Raw genomic sequence first — 16,389 nt, 5'->3', positions numbered from 1 at the left:
CAGCCCCGCGTGGCTGGCGGCTTTTGTCGTGCCTGGGCTAATGCGAGAGCGGCCCGGCGGAGGTATCACCACGCAGGCGCTTAATAATGTTCTCGGCCGAAATCAGGCACATGGGCACGCCCACGCCCGGCACGGTGGTGGCTCCTGCGTAGTAGAGCCCGCTGACCTTGCGTGAGGCATTGCGCCCGCGCAAAAACGCCGATTGCCGTAGCGTGTGCGCGGGCCCAATAGAACCGGCCGACCAAGCATGGTAGCGCTCGGCAAAATCGGCAGGGCCGAGCGTGCGCTTGACGACGACCCTGTCTACCAAATCCGGCACCCCAGCCGTGGCTGCGACGTGGTTAAGGGCGGCGTCGGCAATCGCGGCAATGCGCTCGGATTCCTCTGCGTGGTAGGCATTGCCGAACCCGGGCGCCTCCGCGGCCGGCACCGGTACCAGAATGAACAGGTTTTCGTGGCCCGCGGGCGCTACGTTTGGGTCGGTGGCTGAGGTCTTGGACACGTAGATGGATTCCGAGGCACCCAACGGCCGGGAAGGCTCCGGGCCGGAATAGACGGCGCGGAAATCCGGATCCCAATCCTGACTAAAAAGCAGAGTATGGTGCGCTAGTTCTGGCAGCTCGCCCTTCACCCCGGCCAAAATGAGCACGGTGCCCAGACCGGGATTGCGCCGGCCCCAGTAGCGCTCCGGGTAGGTACGCAGTTGGGGCGGCAAAAGCTGGGTCTCGGTGTGGTGCACGTCCGCCGCCGAGACCACGATATCGGCATGGATGGCGCCCTTATTCGTGCACACGCCCGTGACCTGACGGTTGGCCACTTTGATGGAGGTCACCTCCTCGCCCAAGCGGAAGGTGGCGCCAAACTTCTGAGCCTGCCGGTAGATGGCCTGGACCACGGCGGCGAAGCCACCCTGCGGGTAGCGCACGCCCTCCACCAGGTCGGTGTGGCTCATCAGGGAATACAGGGCCGGAGCGGCCGCCGGCTCGGAGGACAAAAAGACCGCCGGGTAGCTTAAGATTTGGCGCAGGCGGGCATCAGCAAACGTTCGGCCCACGTACTGCTTTAGGTTCACCGTCAGCAGAGCCATGAGGCGCGAAATCCGAGTGCGGATATCGCGGTGCACCAGGTTCAGCGGCGCGGAGAAGGTGGTGTAAAGGAAGTGCTTAAGCGCCATGTCATAGGTATCGCTGGCCTGCGCTAAGTACGCGCGGACTTTATCGCCCGCGCCGGGCTCCAGCGACTCGAAAAGCGCGGTGACTTCCTCGGTGCCGGAGTGCACGTCCACCGGTGCATCGCCATGAAAGACGCGGTAGGCGGGGGAGAGATCCACCAAATCCAGCTCCGCCTCGGTGGAGGTGCCACACAGCGCAAAGAAGTGATCGAAAGCCTCGGGCATGAGGTACCACGACGGGCCGGTATCCCAGCGGAAGCCGGCCTCCGCAAAGCTGCCGGCGCGCCCGCCTACCTCATCCAGCGAGTCCACGACGGTGACCTCGTAGCCCTCGCGGCCGAGCAAAGCGGCGGTGGCGAGGCCGGCAATGCCGGCTCCAATGACGACGGCGTGCATGATGTTCTCCTTAGTTTTCGCCAGTGGGCGAGGTCTGGCTGCTGTGGCCGCGACGGCGCACCGCGCGGGCCGCGAGCCAAGCCTTGGTGTGGTTCGGCACGGATACCCGCGTGGTGGCAAGCGCTGTAGCCGGGGTGGCGGCGAGGCGATTGGTGAGCTCGGTAAAGATATCCGCCGCCGCGCTCACACCGACACGCGCGGAAGCCGGCAGCAAGTCGATGGTGAGCGCGGCGGTGGCGAGCTCCCGGCGGATCTCTGCGATGAGCGCGGATTTGGCGGCCTCATCAATCCGCCCCGATGGGGCCTGCTGAAAATAGGTGCGGCCCAAAGTGGAGCTATCATCGCGCAGGTCACGCAGGAAATTAATCTTCTGAAAGGCTGACCCTAGCGCGCGGGCGCCGCGCTCCATGGCGGCGCGGTCGGCAGGGGAGACGTCCTCTTCGGCCAAGAAAATTTGCAGGCACAATAACCCAATGACTTCCGCTGAGCCGTAGATATAGTCTTGCAGCTCCGATGGGGAGTACTCGCGCTGGGTGAGATCCGCACGCATGGAGTTAAAGAAGGCAGCAAGGTATTCGCGGTGGAAGCCGCAGCGGCGAGCGGTGATGGCATAAGCGTGCACAATCGGGTCGGTGTGCAGTCGCTGCTGCGGTGCGGCCAGGATGGTCTGCTCATAGGCATCCAGCGCGGCGGCGGGGTCGGTGTGGGCTTGGGCTGCGGCGCCGTCGACAAGCTCGTCTGCAATGCGCACCACCGCGTACAGGTGGCGGATATCGGCGCGCACCCGCCCGCGCAAAAGCCGCGTGGCCAGGGAGAAACTGGTGGAGTACTGCCCCATAACCTGCGCGGCCGCGCGGGAGGCCGCTTGGTCATAGCGAGTCAACATATCTGTCAACGTAGCATGCAGCCTGTTAGCGGTTCGTGGCGCGTGGCTGCCCCTCGGCAAAGCCGGCGGCGGACTGCACGCCCACGGTGGCGCGCTCGCGGAAGGCGGCCAGGGAATCGGCGCCGGCGTAGGTACACGAGGAACGCACGCCAGAGACAATCCGGTCCACTAGGTGCTCCACGCCGCCGTGCTCGGGGTCGAGGTAGATGCGGGAGGTAGAAATGCCCTCTTCGAACATCTCACGGCGGGCACGCTCAAAGGCCTCGGTATCGGAATTGCGGCCGCGCACCGCCCGGCGCGACGCCATACCGAAGGACTCCTTATAGAAGGCACCGTCGGCATCCTTGTGCAGGTCACCTGGGGACTCGAAGGTGCCGGCGAACCAAGAGCCAATCATGACATTGGAGGCACCCGCAGCAAGTGCGAGGGCAACGTCGCGCGGGTCGCGCACGCCGCCATCGGCCCAAACATGGGCGCCTACCTCGCGGGCGGCCGCAGCACACTCTAAGACGGCCGAGAATTGCGGGCGGCCCACGCCAGTCTGCATGCGGGTGGTGCACATCGCGCCCGGGCCCACACCGACCTTGATAATGTCCGCGCCGGCCGCGGCTAGCTCGCGCACGCCCTCGGCCGTCACGATATTGCCGGCGGCAATGGGAAGTCCCAGATCCAGCGCCTTTACCTTGCGCAGCGCGGTGAGCATGCTTTCCTGGTGGCCGTGTGCGGTATCAATAACGAGGACGTCAGCACCGGCCTCCGCCAGGGCGCGGGCGCGGCCTTCCACATCGCCGTTAATGCCCACCGCAGCACCAATGTGCAAGCGGCCTTGCTTGTCGACGCCCGGCCTATACATCTTCGCCCTTACCGCACCCTTCCTCGTGAGGATGCCGGCCAGGGTGCCATCCGGGTTGACCACCGGGGCTAGCTTGCGGGAGGTCTTGCGCAGCTTGGTAAAAGCCTCCTGCGGGTCAATGCCTACCGGCAGCGTGACCAAGTCGGTGGTCATCAGCTGGCCGACGGCGGTGAAGTTATCCTGCCCGCGCAGGTCCTTTGGGGTGATGATGCCGATGGGCATGTCCCCCTCGACCACGATGGCGGCGCCATGGGCGCGCTTGTGCAAAAGGTTGCTGGTATAGCCCACGGTGTGGTGCGGCTTGACAGTAATTGGGGTGTCATAGACCAAGTCCGCCGCCTTCACAGAGGCGATGGTTTCTGCGGCCGCTTCTAAGGAGAGATCCTGTGGCAGGATGGTCAGCCCGCCGCGCCGGGCGATGGTCTCGGCCATGCGACGCCCAGCCACGGCGGTCATATTGGCCACGATGAGCGGGATGGTATTTCCGGTGCCGTCCTCAGTGGTGAGGTCTACCGACTGGCGCGAGCCCACCTCGGAATGGCTCGGGACCATAAATACGTCGGAGTAGGTCAATTCGTACGGTGGATGGGAATCGTTGAGAAAACGCACTGGGGTGTACCTCGCTTTAGGCTCGGGTGGCGCGGTCTCACCGCGCGGATGAAGACACTAAAACTATACTCCTCGACTTTTCCCGCACCCGCGGCCTCAGTATCCTGTCTGGGTGTCTCAGAAACCAGATCCCCACATTTCCGCAGAGGTAAAAATCAACCTCACCATCCTCGTCCTCGGCGCGATGGTGATGATCCTGAACGAGACTGCCCTGTCGGTGGCGCTGCCCACCATCATGGCGGACTTTGGCATCCCCGCGACCTCCGCCCAGTGGCTGCTTACCGGTTTCCTCCTCACCATGGGCGTGGTCATCCCGACCACCGGCTTTCTCATGGATAAATTCTCCACCCGGCAGATCTTCTTGGCATCGTCGGGCGTATTCCTCGCCGGTACGGTGCTGGCGGCGCTCGCCCCGGCCTTCGGCGTGCTGCTGGTGGGCCGCGTATTCCAGGCGGCCGGCACCGCCTTGATGATCCCCACCCTGATGACGGTGGCGATGACCCTAGTCCCGCCGCAGCGCCGCGGCAGCGTGATGGGCATTATTTCCGTGGTCATTTCCGTCGCCCCGGCGCTCGGCCCCACGGTGGGTGGCTTCGTGTTGAGCATGTCTAGCTGGCACGTCATCTTCTGGACCATGGTGCCGCTGCTCGGCCTCATCTGCGCGGCCGGCTATTTCCGCCTGGTCAACGTGGGAGATAGGCGCGATACCCCGCTGGATTTCCCCTCCGTCGTCTTGTCCGTCATCGCCTTTGGCGGATTGGTCTACGCCGTATCGTCCCTGGAAAACATGCTGGAGGGCGATGGCCTCGTAGACATCGTCGTTCTCATCGTCGGCCTCGTGGCTTTGGCGCTTTTCACCCGCCGCCAGCTGCGCCTGGCCAAGGACAATCGCGCCCTTTTGGACATGCGCCCGTTTACGGTTCCCAACTTCACCGTGGCGGTACTGGGCATGCTGCTCATGTTTGGGCTATTGCTCGGCGTGGTCAATATCCTGCCCATCTACCTGCAGACCTCCCTGGCGGTAAGCTCGCTGGTCACCGGGCTCGTCGTCATGCCTGGCGGCTTGCTCCAAGGCGGCATCTCGCCGATGGTCGGCCGCCTTTATGACGTCCACGGGCCCCGCCCTCTCATGATCCCTGGCGCCCTGCTCCTAGCCGCAGGCACGTGGCTGATGACCCTGCTCAACGAGGACAGCGCGGTATGGATGGTCATTGGCATGCACATCCTTTTTGCCCTGGGCATTGCGCTCATGATGACGCCGCTGATGACGACGTCCCTGGCTTCCCTGCCAGACGAGCTCTACTCGCACGGCTCCGCCATCCTCAATACCCTGCAGCAGCTGGCGGGCGCGGCCGGCACTGCCTTCCTGATGACCTTCCTGACCCGTGGCACCAAGTCTGGCGCGGCCCAAGGCATGAACGAGGCCGCCGCCACGGCTCACGGCGCGCACTGGGCCTTCCTTTTTGCCGGCGTGCTTTCGCTGGTGGTCGTTGTGCTCGCTCCGTTCCTCAAGCGCGTACCCTCCGCGGAATAGGAACAAGGACAAATTAAGAGGCGCACAGCGGCAGGTTCAGCCGCTCCTCTTCAGCCTCATCGCCCCACACCAGGAATGCGGACTGGGTGCCTTCCACGGCCATCACGTAGGTCGGAACATCCGCGGTGGTCTCAAAGCTTTGGATGGTGCATTGGTCATTGGAAAGCTCCACCGGTTCGGCGTCGGGAAGCATGGCATCGCGCTCCTCCACGCTGGGGTAGTAGGTCACGATGTAGTTGAACCCATCGCCCACGCAGGAAATCTTGGCCTCCTGGCCGGGCTCCGGCTCGCGCGAAGAACACTTCGCCCCATCGAAGCCGTCCTGGCCGCTGCGGGAGCCGACCAAGTCCGGATACGCATCTGCGAGGTTTTGCTCCTTATCATTCCAGCTGGGGTAGGACAGGAAGAACCACAGCGCGGCCGCAGCAGCAATCGCGGCCACCGCCAGCACCGTGATCAGCGCAATGAGCCCGCCCTTGCCCTTCTTCTTCGGCGCGGGCGCCAGCGGTTGCTGCGGCTGGGCCATAGGCTGGGCCATCGGTTGCGGCTGTTGCGGCGGGGCAAACTGCTGCTGAGGGCGTGGCTCCGGCTCCTGCACGCGGGGAATCTGCGCGGTATCGTATTCGCGCTGCGGGCGCAGCTGAGCCACTACATCCTTGGCACTCTCTGCCGTGCCAGTGGGCTTAAATTCTGGGCATTTGCGGGCAATGAGCTCTTCAAACGCCGCCACCGCATCGCCGTGCTCTTCGCCGGACGGACCGGCCGCAGCCAGCACCGAAACCTGGCGTTGCTTATCGACGCCCACCCGGGCCTCCCTTAGCCCATGCACCGCAAAGTCTGCCCGCCCGTGGGAAATTAGGAAGTCCACCGCACCCGCCAGCGGACCGAAGACGTCGGCGGCCTCGTCGCGGCTGAGATTAGTGGGCAGCTCAGAAAGCTGGGTTCCGGAAACCCCTTCGCGCACGATGAATTCCTGCCCATCCGCGGTAGTGCCCGTGCCTACCAGCGGCGCGATGGCTGGGTGGTGCAAGCCATGCAGTGCCACGGACTTGTCCACCACTCCGGTAATTTCCGGTGCGAAGATTTCCACGCTTAGCTGTTGGTGCGTGTTTCCATCTTCGACCGCAAAGAGGGTAGACGATGGAGCCTCATCCAACACGGCCACTTCGTGCAGGTTGTGCTGGGTGGCAAAGAACTCAGGAAGCTGGGGCACGGTCGCGACGTCCTTAAATAGTGGGGAGGGGCAGGGAACGATAAAACGATTCTAGATTACATGCCCATGCCCCCTGTTCGCTACCGGCGTACACCCGCGTGAGCTGCGGATATGGTGGATTCTGACCCTATTGCGGGCATCTGGGGACAAAACCGGAAATTATCGGCGGACTGCCGCGTTAGAGTGGGTATCACATTAGAAGCGAAAGTATAGGGGAATCATGTTCGAGAGGTTTACCGATCGTGCTCGCCGCGTCATCGTTTTGGCGCAGGAAGAGGCACGCATGCTTAACCACAATTACATCGGCACCGAGCACATCCTGCTCGGCCTTATCCATGAGGGCGAAGGCGTGGCCGCCAAGGCGCTGGAATCCATGGGTATCTCCCTGGAGGATGTCCGCCGCGAGGTCGAGGAAATCATTGGCCAGGGTAGCCAGCCACACACCGGCCACATCCCCTTTACCCCACGCGCCAAGAAGGTCTTGGAGCTTTCCCTGCGCGAAGGCCTGCAGATGGGACACAAGTACATCGGTACTGAGTTCTTGCTATTGGGTCTCATTCGCGAGGGTGACGGCGTTGCCGCCCAGGTGCTGACCAAGCTCGGCGCCGACCTGCCGCGCGTGCGCCAGCAGGTTATCCAGCTGCTGTCCGGTTATGAGGGCGGCCAGCAGGAGGGCGGTTCCTCCAACGGCCAGGGCTCCGGTCCGGTCGGCGCAGGCGCAGGTGCCGGCGCGGGCGGCCGTGGTGGCTCCGGCGGTTCCGGCGAGCGTTCCAATTCCCTGGTGCTTGACCAGTTCGGCCGCAACCTCACCCAGGCCGCTAAGGACGGCAAGCTCGATCCGGTCGTCGGCCGTGAGTCCGAGGTAGAGCGCATCATGCAGGTGCTGTCTCGCCGTACGAAGAACAACCCGGTCCTTATCGGTGAGCCGGGTGTTGGTAAGACCGCCGTCGTCGAGGGCCTGGCGCTCGACATCGTCAACGGCAAGGTTCCGGAGACCCTCAAGGATAAGCAGCTTTACTCGCTCGACTTGGGCTCCCTGGTTGCCGGCTCCCGTTACCGCGGTGACTTTGAGGAACGCCTGAAGAAGGTGCTCAAGGAGATTAACCAGCGCGGCGACATCATCTTGTTCATCGATGAGATCCACACCCTGGTTGGTGCTGGTGCTGCTGAGGGCGCCATCGATGCAGCCTCGCTGCTCAAGCCGAAGCTGGCTCGTGGCGAGCTGCAGACCATCGGTGCTACGACCCTTGAGGAATACCGCAAGCACATCGAAAAGGATGCCGCCTTGGAGCGCCGCTTCCAGCCGGTCAAGGTGGAGGAGCCTTCCCTGGATGACACCTTCTTGATTCTGAAGGGTCTGCGCGATAAGTATGAGGCGCACCACCGCGTGTCCTACACCGATGAGGCGCTGCATGCTGCAGCTTCCCTCTCGGATCGCTACATCAATGATCGTTTCTTGCCGGATAAGGCCGTTGACCTCCTCGATGAGGCTGGTGCTCGCATGCGCATCAAGCGCATGACCGCGCCGAAGGGCCTGCGCGAGGTCGATGACCGCATCGCTGAGGTCCGCAAGGAAAAGGAAGCGGCCATCGATGCCCAGGACTTTGAGAAGGCAGCCGGCCTGCGCGATAAGGAGCGCAAGCTGGGCGAGGAGCGCGCAGAGAAGGAAAAGCAGTGGCGCTCTGGCGACCTTGAGGAAATCGCCGAGGTAGGCGAGGACCAGATCGCCGAGGTTCTGGCGCACTGGACCGGTATCCCTGTGCTGAAGCTGACGGAGAAGGAATCCAACCGTCTGCTCAACATGGAAGAGGAGCTGCACAAGCGCATCATTGGCCAGGACGAGGCGGTCAAGTCCGTCTCCCGCGCCATCCGCCGCACCCGTGCAGGCCTCAAGGATCCGCGCCGCCCGTCCGGTTCCTTCATATTCGCCGGCCCGTCCGGTGTGGGTAAGACCGAGCTGTCGAAGTCCCTGGCTAACTTCCTCTTCGGTTCGGATGATGACCTCATCCAGATCGACATGGGTGAGTTCCACGATCGCTTCACCGCTTCCCGTCTCTTTGGTGCCCCTCCGGGATACGTTGGCTACGAAGAGGGTGGCCAGCTGACCGAGAAGGTTCGCCGCAAGCCGTTCTCTGTCGTGCTTTTCGATGAGATCGAAAAGGCCCACAAGGAGATTTACAACACCCTCCTGCAGGTGCTGGAAGATGGCCGCCTTACTGACGGCCAGGGTCGCGTCGTCGACTTCAAGAACACCGTTCTCATCTTCACCTCGAACCTGGGCACCCAGGACATCTCGAAGCCGGTGGGCTTGGGCTTTACTGGTTCCTCCGAAAACGATGCGGATGCCCAGTACGACCGGATGAAGCAGAAGGTCAACGACGAGCTGAAGAAGCACTTCCGCCCAGAGTTCTTGAACCGTATCGATGACATCGTCGTCTTCCACCAGCTCACCCAGGAGCAGATTGTGGAGATGGTCGAGCTGCTCATCGGCCGCGTGGCCAAGCAGCTAGATGAGCGCGATATGGGCATTGAGCTCACGCAGAAGGCAAAGGACCTGCTGGCTAAGCGTGGCTTCGACCCGGTCTTGGGCGCCCGCCCACTGCGCCGCACCATTCAGCGCGAGATTGAGGACCAGCTCTCTGAGAAGATCCTCTTCGGCGAAATCGGCGCCGGCGAAATCATCACCGTCGACGTCGAGGGCTGGGACGGCGAGTCCAAGGACAACACGGGAGCGAAGTTCACCTTCAGCCCGCGCCCAAAGCCTTTGCCGGAGGACACCGAGGAGCCGCAGCTTGACGACGCCGAGGTGCGCGAAAACGACGCCGACTCCACCGAGGCCGGCGAGCCCGACACCATCACCCCGGATGTTCCGGGCGATGGCGGCTCCACCGCCGCCGGAAACGACCTAGAGTCCGGCTCTGGTTCCGACTCCGATGACGACGGCCACAACCCGCCGCCAGCAGGCGCCGGCCAGCCGATGTAATTCGGTCCAACGGTTAAAGCCACCCAGTACTTCGCTTTCTGCGAGGCTGGGTGGCTTTTTATGTGTAGTTCCGTAGGGTCGGGCGCCATTTAAGGGTTAAGTAGCAGAATGTGTGTCCGTTCGGCGTGTTGCGGGGCGGGTACACGGTTAGTTACTTCATGGGGCCTTTTCTGATTCCTATCGAGTGTTCGTACTCGGTTGGGATAGCGTTGTCGTAGAAGGCTGGTCGGCCTGTTTCTTGGTCGGCTTTGTTGTGGTCTTCTTCGGCAAGATCGTTGACTTTGGCGAGTTGATCTTGGCCATAATTGCACTGCCTGGCGATATTTAGCGGATCGTCAGGCAGTTGCTTTTTGGTGTGGAGGTACCACTCAAGCATTTTTCGTTGACGTTCCCCAGACCTGCCTCGGTGCGCATCGGCGATGCGTTTGAGCTGGGCGTTTATGCCGCCTTCAAGACTGTTTGTCGTTGAAGCCCAGCGGTTAGGATCAAGCGCATTCGGTGGTGGCTTAAGGTAGGTAAACAGCCAATTGTTGCGCGAGAGGTGCAGCAGTGAGTTGTAGGCTTTGCGTACCCGTAGATGAGTCCATTCCCACTGGTTATTGGGTGTTCGGCGTTCTTTTGGCACGGGTGTTTTCTCGTTGAGGAATGCTTTGAATACCTGACCGAAGTCGTGCAGGCGTAGCGTCCACTCCCGTGCCTGGTCGAGCGTGGTGACACGGGTTAGTTTCAGCGCCAGTGCGTAGATGGTTTTGCCAGCGTCGGTGCGCGGCCGTGAGGTGGTGTAGCGGCGGATGACGCGTTGTGCGTGAACGAGACAACGCTGAATCATCACGTTTGGCCAGCAGGCTTTAATCGCGGTGAGTGCGCCTTGTCCGCCGTCGAGGACGACGCAGAGTGGCTCGGCGATTTTGCGAAGTAGCTGCGTGTATGCGTGGGCTGTTTCGTGTTTGGTCCAGTGCCACGCAATGACGTGGTCGCGGCTGGCTGCCACAAGTAGGCAGCCAGCCGCGGTGTAGGTGCCGTCGATGAAGATCTGATCGTAGACGCGCTGCGGGGCACCGTCGTTGGGGACGTCGATGAGCCAAAACGGTTCGAATCGGCGATCAAGTGTCCAACGACTCACCCTTTGTTGCCCGGCGAGTTCAGACAACGTCGCTGTGGAGGTGACATAAGAGACGAAGGCTTTAAAGTTGCGGGCCTGCGTGAGATCGGTGCGAGTTCGTGTCGTGGAGCTGCCGCAGTTCGGGTCTTTGCACCGCCACCTGGTTGTGCCTTTGGATGTGGTTCCGTTTTTCTTCATTTGCCCAGCACATACCGGGCATCGTGGTCTGTTTTTACTCACCCGGAAAGCACACCAACCCCCGGCTAGCACATGCGGGTGCCATTCCGATGGATTGAACACGAAACGGGCGGATATAAGCATAAAGACCTTATATCCGCCCGATTTACCCAGCCTGAGCAGCAAGATCGCTGTAACTCAGACACACTTTTTGCTACTTAACCCCCATTTAAACAGCACAATTAGATGGTGCCGGTTTTCCGTTGAAGCGGTCAAAGAGGTACTTCAAACCCACCGGGATATTGACGTATAGCGGCAGCGCGTGGTCGGCGCCAGCGCCCGGAATGGTTGCGGTGCCGGGCGCGGCCATGAAGTCTACGGTTCCGCCCATGCGGCAGTAGGCTCCTGCGACGGCGCGGACCTGCTCGTGCGGGATGAGGTCATCGTGCGGCGAGCTGGCGATCATCGCCGGGCCCTTGAGCGGGTGCTTGCCCTGATTCTGCCGCAGCAAGGTTTCCTTGATGACGGGCTTGCGCTCGACGAGCTCGGATAGTGATTCCCCGGTGCGGGTGAGTTGGCGGGTATTGCTAAAGCCCCACATGAGGATGGAGTCACCCGTGCAGCTGGTGGCCGCGGAGCGCAGGAAGTCGATGCCGCGGGGATTGAGCTCCTCTAGGACCGCATCGCGGAATTTGGGGTCGCGCTCAGCAAAGCCGTTGATGGCGTAGCCCAGCACGTGGACGATGGAAGAGCCGTCGATGGCCTTCATGACCTTGGGCAGGTCAGCCGGCGGGGCGCCGGAGTAGGTTCCGGCCACGTTCAATTCGGGTGCATAAGAGTCGGCGAATTCCGCAGCGGCCAGCGAAGCGCCGCCGCCCTGCGAGTAGCCCGCAAACCCAATAGGGGCGTCCTGTGGAGCGTGGGCCAGCTCCAGGCCGGAGCGGGCGGCATCAAGCATGGCGTGTGCTTCTTCAATGTGATTGACGTAGGTGTGGTGCCCTGGCATGCCGAGCCCGATAAGGTCCGCGACGATGACGCGAGCGCCATGCTGGAGCGCGCCCATATAGAAGCCGTATTCGTAGTTCGCATTGATGGTTGGGGAGCCGACCTTGCTTAGTCCCACTGAACCTAGGCCCATGCCGGCGCGCGATGGTGCACACTGGTCTCCTGCGCCGCGAGTGCCGGGCGCAAAGATGATGGTGGGCCGCTCGCCCTTGCCGCGCCACGGCGCATTTGGCTCGTACAAGGTGGCCGAGGCCTGAACTGGCTTGCCGCCATCCGTGGTGGTGTCGTAGGTGAACACCTGGCCGCGGCCGACGCCATCGAGCACGTGCGACGAAGGCCGAGTCGAGGTTACCGTCGCATTTGCGGCCGGCGGCAGCAGTAGGGAGCCGAGGATTAGTGAACAAACTGTGAGGAGTCTCATACAAATCTTTTCCATGCCCAAAACCTACTGCGCAGTAGGAACGGTGGAAGTGGAATTGCTAAAATAAATGCTCATGGGACTTCAGTATCGTTCAAGAAAGAAGACCGGCAAGAATAGCTGGATCAACGTCTCCGGATCCGGCGCGTCGATGTCTACCAAGGTAGGACCGGTCACCTTCAATTCCCGCGGCGGCATGTGGGTGAACCTGCCGGGCGGATTCAATTTCCGCGGCCGCTGGCGTTAAACAGATCACACCCTCCGGGTCGCGACCTGCGATTATAGCCGGCCATTATTAACCCCCTAAATGGGTAGGTGGAATAGGCCGGCGTCGTTTTGTTCGGCGAGGCCGTCGGCAAGCAGCGAAGCCAACGCCCGGGAACGCTGCGCCGCATCGGGCCAGACCACGTCAATCTCGGACTGCGGCACCGGCCGCTCCGCCGCGCGCAGCACGTCCAGAATCTTGCCGCGCACCTGCCGGTCCGTGCCGACGAATTTTTGCACGCGCTTTTTCGCCCGTGCCTGCTCCTCCGCACTCGGCTGCGGCCGGCCAGCGAGCTGCCACGCACAGCTCGCGCGCAGCGGACACTGCTCGCAGGAAGGATTCTTCGCCGTGCACACCAGCGCTCCCAATTCCATGAGCGCGGCCGAAAAACGCGGCCCATTCTCCGCCGGCAATAGCTCCGCCACGGCCGTCAACTCTCGCTTCGACGGTTGCGGCGCCAAGAACCTACCGTCCTCCGCGCGCGCATACACCCGGCGCACATTGGTATCGACCACCGGCACGTTGACCCCATAGTGGAAGCAGGCCACGGCGCGCGCGGTGTAGTCACCGATGCCCGGCAGGCGCAGCAGCTTATCGACGTCCGCCGGTACCTCGCCCTCGCCAATGGCCGCCGCGCACTCCCACAGGCGCAGCGCACGCCGTGGATAGCCCAGTTTGCCCCAGGCGCGCAGCACCTCCGCCCGGGTGGCCTGAACAAAGTCCGCCGGGGTGGGCCAGCGCCGCATCCATTCCTCCCACACCGGAGCCACGCGCGCGACCGGCGTCTGCTGGCTCATAACCTCGCTGAGCAGCACGCCCCACGCGCTTGTGCCAGGCCGGCGCCACGGCAGGTCGCGTTCATTGGCATCAAACCAGGAAAGAAGAGCTTGCGAATCCATCGTGGGAGATAGTCTAGGGCATTAGAATGTGGCCTATGCCTTTACGTAATGTTGCCCACGAACCGCAGGCCGTTTGGGAGGCCCTTAAGGCGGGAAATCAGCGCGTGCTGGACGGTGAGACCGTCGCCGTGCGCGAGATTTATAACCGCGAGGGCCTAACTCACGGCCAGGATCCCCGCGTGGTGGTCATTTCCTGTTCCGATTCCCGCGCCCCTATCGAGCACGTATTCAACATCGGCTTCGGCGATGCCTTCGTCATCCGCACCGCGGGCCACATTCTTGACGACGCCGTCGTAGCCTCCCTCGACTACGCCCTCGCCGCCCTCAAGCCCAACCTGCTGGTGGTCCTCGGCCATCAATCTTGTGGCGCGGTCGGCGCGGCTACCGGTTTCGTGGCCGGCGGCGAACTGCCCACCGGCCTGCAGCGACCCATTATCGAGAAGGTCGCCGCCTCCGCGCTGGTGGCGGGACCGAATGCCACGACTGACGACGTCGAGCGGGAACACACCCGCCAGACCGTCGCCCAGCTGGTGGCCAGCGTTCCCAACGTGCGCCGCCTGCTGGACGAGGGCGCCTTGGGCGTTATCGGCGCGCGCTACCTGCTGGAAGACTCCAGCGTCGAAACCCTGCAGACCCTCGGTGTGAAGTAGCACAGCCTGACACGCGGCGCGGGCTTAGCGCACCGGCCCGCACCCACCGCTTAAAATTGACAGCGTGACGCAGAAAAAGCCCCTACCTGAAGAGATCTACAAGCGCCGCCGCGTGGCGGCGCTCATCATCGTGCTCGTGCTGGCCGTGGTGCTGATCTGGGCGGCCGTGGCCGCCTTCGGGGGCAGCAGCGATGAGCCGGCCGATACCGCCGCCCCTGCGCCTACGCCGGAGCAGACCTCGTCTTCTGCCGCCCCGGAGACCTCTGAAGCTGCCTCGGAGACGGCTGCGGAGGCGTCGGCCGAGGGGGCGTCGGAAAGCAAGGCGGCCGAAAGCGAGCCGTCGAGCGCTGCGCCTGCAAGCTCCGAGGCGGCCAAGAAGACCTGCGACCTCGCGGACCTCGAGGTGCGCACCTCCATGCTGAACTACTCCGTTCCGGAAGGCGAGCTGCCGAAGTTCTTCATGACGGTCACCAACCCCACGGCCGCGGACTGCAAGATCGACCTGGACAAGAACCTGCTGCGCTTCGAGGTCTACAAGATGGCCGATAACCAGCGCGTGTGGTCCGATACGGATTGCTACGCTTCTGTGCAGACCGGCTCGCAAACCTTCCCGGCCGGCAAGGACGTGAAATTCGAGGCCGAATGGTCCCGCCAGGCCTCCAAGCCGGGCGAGTGCACCGACCGCCCCGCGGCCGAACCTGGGGCCTACTTCGCCCACACCGTCATCGGCGATAACTCCTCCCCGCCGCAGGACTTCACCCTGCGCTAGGCTCTACCCCGACACCGCGGCGATGGCCTGCCCCAGCGTCCCGGCCTGGTGCACGCGCATGCCCTCTACCGGCTCGATATCCCCGCGTGGGACAATCGCGTTCTTATAGCCCAGCCGCGCGGCCTCCAGCAAGCGCCGCTCCACATTGGGCACCGGCCGCAACTCGCCGGCCAGGCCCACCTCGCCGATGACCACCGTCTTGGCCGGCAGCGGCTGCTCGTGCAGCGAGGACCACGTTGCCAGCGCCACCGCCAGATCCGTGGCGGTTTCCGTAATTCGCATGCCGCCCACCGTGGCGACATAAGCATCCTTATCGTTGGTGCGTTGGCCGGCGCGCGCCTGCAGCACCGCGAGCACCATCGGTACGCGGTTGGAGTCCAGCCCGGTCACCACGCGCCGCGGATTCTTTGCTACCGGGTCCACCGTCAGCGCCTGCACCTCCGCGAGGATCGGCCGCACGCCGTCCATCGCGACCGTCACGGCCGAGCCATCCGGGGTCGTGCCGCGGTGCGAGAGAAAGAGCCCGGAGGGGTCCGCGACTTCCCGAATGCCGCCGGCCGTCTGCTCGAAGCAGCCCACCTCGTCGGTGGCGCCAAAGCGATTCTTGATGCCGCGCAGCATACGCAGGCTGGATTGGCGGTCGCCCTCGAAGTTTAAGACGACGTCGACAAGATGCTCTAGCACGCGCGGGCCGGCCACGTTGCCGTCTTTGGTCACGTGGCCGACCAGCAGCACCGGGATACCGGTGGACTTGGCCAGTGAGGTCAGCGCGGCCGTCACCGCGCGCGATTGCGCCACGCCGCCCGATACGCCCTCCACGCCCACGGCGTGCATGGTCTGCACCGAATCGACGATGATGAGGCTCGGCTTAAGCTTATCCACGTGCCCAAAGACCGCATCCAAGTTGGACTCGGCCGCCAAGTACAGCGATTCCTGCAGGGCGCCGGTGCGTTCGGCGCGGGAGCGGACCTGGCCGGCGGATTCCTCGGCCGTCGCATAGAGCACGGTGCGTCCGAGCTGGGCCCACCGCGAGGCTACTTCTAGCAGCAGCGTGGATTTGCCCACGCCCGGCTCGCCGGCCATGAGCACCACTGAGCCGGGCACAATGCCGGTTCCTAGCACGCGGTCGAGTTCGCCGATGCCGGTGCGCACCGTCTTGGTCGCCTGCGCCCCAATCTTGGTTATCGGCTGCGCCGGGCTCGACGGCGCTACGCCCTTGCTTGCCGACGCCCCCGCTGTCCCAGGCCCCGCCACCACCGGCGCCCTTTCCTCCAACGTGCCCCAGGACCCGCAGTCGGGGCAGCGGCCGAGCCACTTCGGCGAGACGTAGCCGCATTCGGAACAGGTATGGATGGGGCGAGATTTCTTGGCCATGGCTTCTAGGCGGATTCTAGGGGTCGTTGCAACGATGATGGTTAGTTTGGTTTGATGCTACCGGTTTGTGTGAGGGCGTTGGTCA

13 protein-coding genes are annotated in these 16,389 nt (G+C 63.4%); 5 read left to right on the top strand and 8 right to left on the bottom strand.

The genetic code is table 11. The features are described 5' to 3' along the window. Positions 1 to 37: 37 nt before the first annotated feature. The 3 genes from crtI to QP884_RS06730 are packed head-to-tail and all read right to left on the bottom strand — an operon-like array spanning position 38 to position 3,915. Entirely contained in the window at positions 38 to 1,567 is a 1,530-nt protein-coding gene (crtI, locus tag QP884_RS06740) for a phytoene desaturase family protein (RefSeq protein ID WP_284821448.1), read from the bottom strand. Positions 1,568 to 1,577: 10 nt separating this feature from the next. Then, on the bottom strand, positions 1,578 to 2,453 hold the full coding sequence (locus tag QP884_RS06735; RefSeq protein WP_284821446.1) for a phytoene/squalene synthase family protein: 876 nt from the start codon (positions 2,451 to 2,453) through the stop codon (positions 1,578 to 1,580). A gap of 25 nt (positions 2,454 to 2,478) precedes the next feature. Further along, entirely contained in the window at positions 2,479 to 3,915 is a 1,437-nt protein-coding gene (locus QP884_RS06730) for a GuaB1 family IMP dehydrogenase-related protein (RefSeq protein WP_284821444.1), read from the bottom strand. 112 nt (positions 3,916 to 4,027) lie between these two features. Between QP884_RS06730 and QP884_RS06725 the strand changes: the two genes are divergently transcribed. Further along, complete coding sequence (locus tag QP884_RS06725; protein ID WP_284821442.1) at positions 4,028 to 5,449, top strand: MDR family MFS transporter; 1,422 nt, start codon at positions 4,028 to 4,030, stop codon at positions 5,447 to 5,449. 13 nt (positions 5,450 to 5,462) lie between these two features. Here the strand turns inward: QP884_RS06725 and QP884_RS06720 are convergent, their stop codons facing one another. Further along, the gene (locus QP884_RS06720) at positions 5,463 to 6,662 is read right to left on the bottom strand and encodes a serine/threonine protein kinase (protein WP_284821441.1); all 1,200 of its coding nucleotides are present in this window, start codon (positions 6,660 to 6,662) and stop codon (positions 5,463 to 5,465) included. A 220-nt stretch (positions 6,663 to 6,882) separates the two neighbouring features. On the opposite strand from QP884_RS06720, the gene QP884_RS06715 reads away from it, so the two are divergent. Next, on the top strand, positions 6,883 to 9,645 hold the full coding sequence (locus QP884_RS06715; protein WP_284821439.1) for an ATP-dependent Clp protease ATP-binding subunit: 2,763 nt from the start codon (positions 6,883 to 6,885) through the stop codon (positions 9,643 to 9,645). Between the two features lie 151 nt (positions 9,646 to 9,796). Here QP884_RS06715 and QP884_RS06710 read toward each other — a convergent pair whose 3' ends face one another. Both QP884_RS06710 and QP884_RS06705 read right to left on the bottom strand, forming a co-directional pair. After that, positions 9,797 to 10,987, bottom strand: coding sequence for an IS1249 family transposase (locus QP884_RS06710; protein ID WP_165764378.1), 1,191 nt, complete (start codon positions 10,985 to 10,987; stop codon positions 9,797 to 9,799). Between the two features lie 166 nt (positions 10,988 to 11,153). Next, a complete protein-coding gene (locus tag QP884_RS06705; protein ID WP_284821437.1) occupies positions 11,154 to 12,350 on the bottom strand; it encodes a lipase family protein in 1,197 nt (398 codons plus the stop codon). A gap of 73 nt (positions 12,351 to 12,423) precedes the next feature. Between QP884_RS06705 and QP884_RS06700 the strand changes: the two genes are divergently transcribed. Continuing rightward, positions 12,424 to 12,594: a DUF4236 domain-containing protein gene (locus QP884_RS06700; RefSeq protein ID WP_080970400.1), complete on the top strand. Its 171-nt coding sequence runs from the start codon at positions 12,424 to 12,426 to the stop codon at positions 12,592 to 12,594. 56 nt (positions 12,595 to 12,650) lie between these two features. On the opposite strand, the gene QP884_RS06695 is transcribed toward QP884_RS06700, so the two are convergent. After that, complete coding sequence (locus QP884_RS06695; RefSeq protein WP_284821435.1) at positions 12,651 to 13,511, bottom strand: A/G-specific adenine glycosylase; 861 nt, start codon at positions 13,509 to 13,511, stop codon at positions 12,651 to 12,653. A 35-nt stretch (positions 13,512 to 13,546) separates the two neighbouring features. On the opposite strand from QP884_RS06695, the gene QP884_RS06690 reads away from it, so the two are divergent. Together QP884_RS06690 and QP884_RS06685 are read left to right on the top strand one after the other, a co-directional pair. Continuing rightward, positions 13,547 to 14,161 (top strand): carbonic anhydrase, encoded by a 615-nt coding sequence (locus QP884_RS06690; protein WP_284821433.1) that lies wholly within the window; start codon positions 13,547 to 13,549, stop codon positions 14,159 to 14,161. 64 nt (positions 14,162 to 14,225) lie between these two features. Next, positions 14,226 to 14,930, top strand: a complete 705-nt coding sequence (locus QP884_RS06685; RefSeq protein WP_284821431.1) for a hypothetical protein — start codon at positions 14,226 to 14,228, stop codon at positions 14,928 to 14,930. A gap of 3 nt (positions 14,931 to 14,933) precedes the next feature. Here QP884_RS06685 and radA read toward each other — a convergent pair whose 3' ends face one another. Beyond that, a complete protein-coding gene (gene radA / locus QP884_RS06680; RefSeq protein WP_284821429.1) occupies positions 14,934 to 16,304 on the bottom strand; it encodes a DNA repair protein RadA in 1,371 nt (456 codons plus the stop codon). Positions 16,305 to 16,389: the final 85 nt, after the last annotated feature.

This window comes from Corynebacterium tuberculostearicum, assembly GCF_030229345.1.
Lineage (GTDB): Bacteria > Actinomycetota > Actinomycetes > Mycobacteriales > Mycobacteriaceae > Corynebacterium > Corynebacterium tuberculostearicum_G.
The sequence above is the reverse complement of the archived record's forward strand: the minus strand, read 5'-3'. Positions and strand labels throughout refer to the sequence as shown.

What these genes read in the sequence shown, in the direction of transcription:
- crtI (WP_284821448.1), bottom strand. Translation starts at nt 1,567, where the DNA reads ATGCACGCCGTCGTCATTGGAGCCGGCATTGCCGGCCTCGCCACCGCC.
- QP884_RS06735 (WP_284821446.1), bottom strand. Translation starts at nt 2,453, where the DNA reads ATGTTGACTCGCTATGACCAAGCGGCCTCCCGCGCGGCCGCGCAGGTT.
- QP884_RS06715 (WP_284821439.1), top strand. Translation starts at nt 6,883, where the DNA reads ATGTTCGAGAGGTTTACCGATCGTGCTCGCCGCGTCATCGTTTTGGCG.
- QP884_RS06705 (WP_284821437.1), bottom strand. Translation starts at nt 12,350, where the DNA reads ATGAGACTCCTCACAGTTTGTTCACTAATCCTCGGCTCCCTACTGCTG.
- QP884_RS06700 (WP_080970400.1), top strand. Translation starts at nt 12,424, where the DNA reads ATGGGACTTCAGTATCGTTCAAGAAAGAAGACCGGCAAGAATAGCTGG.
- QP884_RS06695 (WP_284821435.1), bottom strand. Translation starts at nt 13,511, where the DNA reads ATGGATTCGCAAGCTCTTCTTTCCTGGTTTGATGCCAATGAACGCGAC.
- QP884_RS06690 (WP_284821433.1), top strand. Translation starts at nt 13,547, where the DNA reads ATGCCTTTACGTAATGTTGCCCACGAACCGCAGGCCGTTTGGGAGGCC.
- radA (WP_284821429.1), bottom strand. Translation starts at nt 16,304, where the DNA reads ATGGCCAAGAAATCTCGCCCCATCCATACCTGTTCCGAATGCGGCTAC.